This is a genomic window from Mycoplasma collis ATCC 35278 (assembly GCF_000701825.1).
In the GTDB taxonomy this organism is placed as follows: Bacteria; Bacillota_I; Bacilli_A; order Mycoplasmatales; family Metamycoplasmataceae; genus Mesomycoplasma_A; species Mesomycoplasma_A collis.
Genome location: NZ_KL370827.1, coordinates 1 through 7,311, shown reverse-complemented (window position 1 = coordinate 7,311; position 7,311 = coordinate 1). Strand labels below are relative to the sequence as shown.

Annotated in this window: 6 protein-coding genes; all 6 read right to left on the bottom strand. The window is 20.0% G+C overall.

The window, feature by feature from the left end:
• Positions 1-63: 63 nt before the first annotated feature.
• On the bottom strand, positions 64-906 hold the full coding sequence (locus T403_RS0104015) for a hypothetical protein (protein ID WP_033161535.1): 843 nt from the start codon (positions 904-906) through the stop codon (positions 64-66).
• Positions 900-1,331, bottom strand: coding sequence for a hypothetical protein (locus tag T403_RS0104010; protein ID WP_033161534.1), 432 nt, complete (start codon positions 1,329-1,331; stop codon positions 900-902). Before T403_RS0104010 ends, T403_RS0104015 begins: the two co-directional genes overlap by 7 nt.
• The gene (locus tag T403_RS0104005) at positions 1,324-2,520 is read right to left on the bottom strand and encodes a DNA cytosine methyltransferase (protein ID WP_033161533.1); all 1,197 of its coding nucleotides are present in this window, start codon (positions 2,518-2,520) and stop codon (positions 1,324-1,326) included. Before T403_RS0104005 ends, T403_RS0104010 begins: the two co-directional genes overlap by 8 nt.
• A 3-nt stretch (positions 2,521-2,523) precedes the next feature.
• Entirely contained in the window at positions 2,524-4,692 is a 2,169-nt protein-coding gene (locus tag T403_RS0104000; RefSeq protein WP_033161532.1) for a type IV secretory system conjugative DNA transfer family protein, read from the bottom strand.
• A gap of 275 nt (positions 4,693-4,967) precedes the next feature.
• Positions 4,968-5,951 carry a hypothetical protein gene (locus T403_RS0103995; protein WP_033161531.1) on the bottom strand — a complete coding sequence of 328 codons (984 nt, stop codon included), beginning with the start codon at positions 5,949-5,951 and terminating at the stop codon, positions 4,968-4,970.
• Positions 5,932-7,086, bottom strand: coding sequence for a relaxase MobL (gene mobL, locus T403_RS0103990; RefSeq protein WP_033161530.1), 1,155 nt, complete (start codon positions 7,084-7,086; stop codon positions 5,932-5,934). The genes T403_RS0103995 and mobL overlap by 20 nt, the downstream gene beginning before the upstream one ends.
• Positions 7,087-7,311: the final 225 nt, after the last annotated feature.

Sequence of the window (7,311 nt, the reverse complement as noted above, 5' to 3'; positions counted from 1 at the left end):
TTTGATAATTATTTTTTGCACAATAATCATTTAAATTTTTATAATTTTTCATTTTTTCTCCTTTTATTCCATTTCCATTTCATCTTTAGTTTCTTGTTGTTTTTCATCATTAGTAATATCTTTTTGATATTTTTTTATTGATAAACTTTCAACTACAGATACAAATTTTTTTATAGTTAAAAGATCAACTTTTTTATCAGAATAAGCTTTATGTAAATTATTTAAGGAATAATATGATGAAAAATATGTTACTTTTTCAAAAGTATCTCTGTATTTCAAAATAGGTATTAATAGTGAATTTAAAAATCAATTACTATCATTTTCAGAACCAATATCATCTAAAAATAAAATATCTACTTCTTTAAATTTTTTATTAATAAAAGCAAATAATGAATTATCTTTTATTGCTTTGTCAAATGTATAAAACATTAAATCATTAGTATTAATAAATGCAATACTTTTATTTGAACTTTTAGCAATTTTAACTGCTAATACATCAAATAAATTTTCCTTATTGTTTAAAGTCTTTTGATAATAAAATGAATTTAAATTTTTTGTTAACCGATTACTATCAATGCTTTTTTCAATTTTTTCAACATTATCAAAATTTATTTCAGTTATTTCAGTTAATCAAAAATTTTTTTTAAATTGAGAGGCATTTTTTTTAACTGAATAAATCGGTTTTAATTTACCTTCATCATTTCTAACTAAATCTATTTCATATTCAGAGTTTTTTTTCATTGCTTGAATAAAATAACTGATATTATCTTTAGCTTCTTGTAAGGTAATTTTTTCTCTTTTTATAATTTTTTGAAATTTAGGAAGTCGAATTGCTTCTTTTAATATTTCTTCTTTATATGTTTCTAAATTATTTTTTAAATTTTCAGGTAAATTTATTTTTATCATTTTTGCTTTAAATATTTATGAAATTCTATTATTTGCTTATCATCAACATTTTCTTTTAAAAAGTTTGAAATTATGATATTGATTTCTATTTTTTTTATTCCAGATTTTGACATCGATATTCATTCAATATTTTTATTTTTAAAAGATAATACTGTCTCAACAATTAATAAATATTTACTTTTAATTCCATTTTTTTTAAAATCATCGTCAATTTCATTTAAATAATTAGTAACTGATTTAATTTTTTTATTTTGAAAATATTTATTAACTCAAGGAATTCATTTCTTTTTAATTGCATATTCATTAAATACAGAATATAAATTTTCAACTTTTAAAATATCATTAATCATTAATTCTCTAGCTTGCTGTTCTGTTAAGTTAGCATCATTATTGATATTTAATTGATTTAAATATTTTTTAAACATATTTTATTTTTGTTCCTTTCATTATTTCTTCGTGTGTTAAAATAGCTCCTAATGCTAAATCTGTTATTTTAGTATCAATAGAATTGCCTATTAATTTATATAAATCGTGTTTATTTAAAATTTTCATTTTTTCTAATTTGTCAAATATTTCTATATACTTATCATCAAAGTTTTGTAGCTTTAATGATTCTTCTATTGATAAATGTCTAAATGGTAAATAATTATTATTTTCAAGTTTTTTATCTCAAGTTAAAAAACCAGGTATATTAAATCTTTCAGGACTAGTAAGTAGTGTTCTTACTTTGTAATTTCGTTTTTTAGCTAATTCTAAATCTGAAAGATTGATATTTTTATCTAAAATTTTTTTTCGTGATTGTGTATTAGTGATTAAAAAAGGAATAGTTTTTTTATTTTCAATATCAAATGTATTTAAATATTTTTCTTTTAATTTTTTTAAATTTGGCTTTTTTCAAGCCATATGAAAATAGAAATCAAGTGATGAATGAGCAATTTCACCTAAATAACTAATAGCTATTACTCTTTTTCTGATTTGTAAACTTCCTAATTCATATGCATTTACTAATCTTGTGATTGTAGAATAACCTAGTTCTTTAAGATAATCTAGTCACTTTTGATATTCATTTTGATATTTTGTTATTAAAGGAGGAACATTTTCTAAAATTAAATATTTAGGTTTATTTTTAACATCTTTTAAAACTTTTCCAAAATTTCAAATAATACTTGATTTAGAAGTTTTATCTAATATACCTTTGTTATTTACATTAACTGATGATATTCCTTGGCAAGGAAATGAATAAGTTCAAATATCACCATTTAACTCATCTAACTTTTTAATATCTATTTCATTAATGTTTCCTAAATTATTTGACTGTATAAATGAATTAGCTGCTAGATTTAATCAATCTTCACTTTTTGTTTTATATTTTTTAATTGCACTATCAGCATTAAAAGATAATGTTTTGTTTTCAAAAACATCTAAATAATTAATATTGTTTTTTATATTTAAAACATCATTATAAATTGCGGCATAAGCAATTGTAGATTTTAAATACCAATCACTAATTGCGATAGTTTTAAAAATTTGCTTGTTATATTTTTCATTTATTTTTTTTGCACTATAACTAAAAGCACCTATACCAGCAAAAAATTCTATTATTTTAAGTTGCAAGTTTTACTCCTTAGTTTTATTTTGATTTAATAAATTTTGAATTTCTTTTTTTACTCTTTCGTATTCGTCACTTGAAATTGATAAATTTTTTAATTTGTTGTAGAAAAAATCAAGTTCTTTTTGAACTCTTGGATTTACATCTTCTTCGATTTCTTCCAATTCTTTAATTTCTTCTAATTTTTCATTTTTTTCCAAATTTGGTTTTATCTTTATTTTTTTATTAACGATAGAATTAAGTTGAGATTTAAATTTATCTTTTGATAAACTTGGCTTTATTTTTTCATTATCAAATTCATCAATTAAATTAGAAATATTTTTTTGAACATCTTTTGGGTTGATAACATTTGGTTTAGCAACATTATAAAAATTGAAAAAATGTTTTTCTTGTTCAAAAGTTATAATTTCATTTTTTTCAGGTAATGCTTTATTATTTTTTCAAACCTTATAAGCATATTTTGATTTTATTCTTGATGGCTTTATACCCGATCAAATAACAAAATGATGTTTTTTAGAAATATTTTTTAATTCTTCCACTGACACTAATCTTTTTTCACTTAAAGATTGTGATGAAGATGAAGAAGTATTTTTATCATTAGTTGAAAATGAAGTTCTAACTATATTTTTTTCACCCATTATTTCAGACATATTTTTCAATGTTTGGTGATCAGAAGAATTAAGGAAAATTGTTAAGTCAGTATTATTTTCAATTATTTGCCTACTATCTTTATATTTAGATAATTGTTGTAAATCTTGTAACACAATTGAAAAGAAAATATTTCTACTTCTTGAAATAGTTATTTTATTATCAAAATCTTTTAGTGGAGGTAAATTACCAAATTCATCTCCAAAAAATAAAAGTGCTCTATTTAATTTTTGCTTTGGTAAATTATTGGCTATTTCAATCGCTGCTTGATAGATTTGATCAATTAAGATCGAAACATATCTATGCCTATCTTTTTTATGATCTGGGAATTTAATAAATATTGAAAAAGGTTTATTAGTCATATCATTTGAATCATTTAAAATTTTTGTAATATCTATATCGTGTCTAGAACTTCAAGATTTAATTGCTAAATCTGAAGAATAGTTTTTTATAACTGCTTGTGCTTGTGATAAATAACCAGATAATGTTTTTTCAGTTATGGCAACTAAAGATGCTAATTCTAATCGTCAAAAATCTTTAAAAAATGCTTCATCTGAATTTTGAACTAAATTCACTCAAATTCCATTTTTAAAATTTTTATCATCTAGAAATTGATTAAATGAAGATAGATTGAAATGTTCTTTTTTAAATTTGCTATCTGTTTTTGAATAATAAAGAAAAAATTTTCCTATTGCATTTAAAACATTTTTTGCACCATCAGATCAAATTTTATTTTCACCTTCTTCAGTTCAATTATTTAATGAATTTATAACTTCAGATAATAATGCAAATGCATTAGCTTCTCTAGTATATTCATTTTCATTTTTATTATGGAAGGTATCTCAAACTTCAGATAAAAAATTAAAACCAAGCGATGTTAATGGGTCGTGTAAATCAATTACAAAAGTTTGATAATCATTATTTATTAAATCATTTTTTAATTCTAGATAAAGCTCACCTTTAGGGTCGATTAAAATTAAATTTGGCTTTTTAGCAAAATTTTTTAGATTGATATTATATTTTGCAGTAGGAATAATAAATCTTTGTGTTTTCCCTGAACCAGTAGAACCCAAAACTTTCGCGTGTGTTTCAGTAGCTACATAATATTTTATTTTGTTAAATTTTTTTGAATATCTAACTACTCACCCTGGAACTTGATTATTATGTTTTTTATAAAATATTTTATTAAATTTGAAAAATGAACCACTTTTATTTACTTCATCTCATAAAAAACTAGCACCACCATTTTCATTTCGCTCATATCTATTTTTATTTTTAAAAAACCTATTAAAAATTAGATAAATAGAAATGAAAGTAATTGTGAAAATAAACGATATAAAAAAACATAATAAATGAATTAAAAAAATATTAAGATTTTCATTTCAATGCTGATGTATTTTTAATAAAGTTTCTAAAAATGATTTTTCAATTGATGGGTCAAATAATGGAAACAGCAAAAATACAAATAAGTAAGATACAAACCAAAAAAACATTCCAAATAAAATGATGATAATTGGCTTTTTATTCATAAAACTTTATTTTTATTTTTTTCTCCTTTTTATTTTTTATTAATAAATAACTTTTTAATATTCTTTTAATTAATTAATATTCTTTATTCATTCTTTTTTAAATTTAAATATATAAGCTTAAAAACCTGGACTTTTAAAAAAGTTAAAATACATTTTCAGTAACACTTTAAAAATTTGTATGTTAAAAAACACAAATTAAAAATTTGTTTTCCATTTTATCATTAAGCAAAATATTCATTCTTTTTTAAATTTTTAAATTTATAATACAGACTAAATTAACCTAATGCGATTAATTGCCTGAAACCGATATTATGAAAAGTTTTAATGTGTTTTCTAAATTTATCAAAACTCTTTTCAAAACAAATCTCAATATTAAAATTTGCTTTTAGAATTTTTAGGAATTTTTTATTTTTTATTAAATAATAAATTTTAGAATTTCTGATTTTTAATCTCTTAAAAACTTTGAAAGTAAATTTGTTAGATTTATTTATTTCTAAAGTTTTACAATCATAATGGTTACCAAATTCTTTTTCTCTTCAAGAACAAGAACATCAATTCTTTTTTTCTTTAGTTGTTTTAGCTTTTAAAAGTAAAATTTTAGCTTGATGAATAAATAATATTTTTTGTGCTGTTAAATTTTTTAAAACACTTGCAAATTCATCTTTATGTAATAAAACAAATTCATTAGTTAAAGCTAATTTTTTATTTAGTGAAATTTCATCATTTTTAATAATGATAATTTTTTTATTTTGTAATTCTTTTAGTGCATAATAAAAAGATGATTTAACAAAATCAAAATTAAATGAATATATCAATTGAATTTCTGAAATTAAAAAAGTTTTTTGTTTTGATAATTTAATTAAAAATAAAATACAAATCAAAATTTGTAATGAAATTTTTTGATTTTTTAAAAGCATTAAATATTTAACATTTATTTTGAAACTTTTTTTTGTTCAAATATCTAAAAACTTATTTGAGAAAGATAAAGTTTTATTTTCATTTTTCTTTTCTCAGTTTATGAAATATGGCAATCAATTTTTATCAATTTTATTAATTTTTTTTATAGAAAAATTACCATTTAAAAAATTTATCAATTCATTTTTAGAAATATTATGTTTTTGAATTAAAGATTTAAAAGGTGAAGAATTTTGTAATGCGCTAATTGAATAAGATTGCGATTCTTTTATCAAGTGATGTAAATCTGATTTTTCTTTTTGTGTTAAATTATTTTTTAATAATTTATTTCATATCTTGTTCATTATCATTATTTAATATTTCATACCCTTCTTTAAATCATTTTTTTATTTTATAAATTGAATATGGCAACCTACTTAATTTTTTTAATAATTTATTTCAAATAAATTCTTCATTAATATTAGTTGCACGATATATCTCTTTATAATTAGTTTTTAAAACATTTTTAAAAATTTCATTTTGAATTGCTAAATCTTCTTTTTCTACTAATTGAGAAATATCATCATTAAAAATTTTGTCAAGTTCTAAATTTTTTATCAAATTAATTTTATTTTCAAATTCTTTGTATTTATTTCCAAACTCAGAATTGTTTTTTATTAAAAAATTTTTAATTTCACTAACAGTATTTTTAATTTCATCATTAGCATTTTTAAAATTTTTTATTTCTGAGTTTTTTATTTTTAAAACATTATCGATTAACGAAAATCTATTAAGTGAAATTTTTTTTATTTCTTCTTTTAATTCTTTTTTTGAGTTTCAAAGTTCACTTTTAAAATTTTGTAATTTTTCATATTCTTTTGAAAATAAAATTTTTTTATCAATAGTGTTTACAAATTTTTGTATGTTAGATAATTCAAAAAAACCTTTTTTTCTAAAAGTGTATTGATTATTTTTGTAATCAAATCTTTTAGGTTCTTTTTCACTAAAGCCAATATGGAAATGCGGGTTTTTAGTATTTATATGAATTGAAAAAAATATATTTAAATTTTTAAGATCAAATTTTTCACTGTTAAAAAAATACTTAATATTTTCAACTAAAAAATCAGCATATTGTTTTTGTGAAATAATATTTGCTTCTTTTAGAATTTCATAATCAAGGGAAACGATTGTGTCTCACACTAATTGATTATCATCTAATTTTGAATAAACTTTTTTCGCTTCATTTGCTGAGATAATTTCAGCTTTATTATTTTGAATTGTAAAAAGTCCTGAATTTATGTTTTCATTTTCTTGAACTAGTGAATTCATAGTTTTTGTAAATGAACTAAATTTTTTTTCTAATTCTAAAATTTCAAAAGAACTTTTATTAGATTTAAAAACAGCATTTTTTCTAGTTATGTAATCTATGTATTTTCCTTTTTTGTAGTAATAAGTTTTAGCTTTTGTAAATCTAATAGTTTTGAAAATTGTTTTATACATTTAATTTTTTAAATAAAAAAGTTCCCTCGCTTTCTAACGAGGGAACTTACCCACTAAATTCCTACACAATCTCACAAATATTATTTTCAATATTTCTTTGACGAAAATCATCAAAAATTTAATAAAGTTTTTAAAGAAAAATATAATAAAAATTTTTTCGGAGTAAAAGCTACACTAAATTGAATTAAAAATAATACTGACATTAAAATACCTAGTTTTCAAACA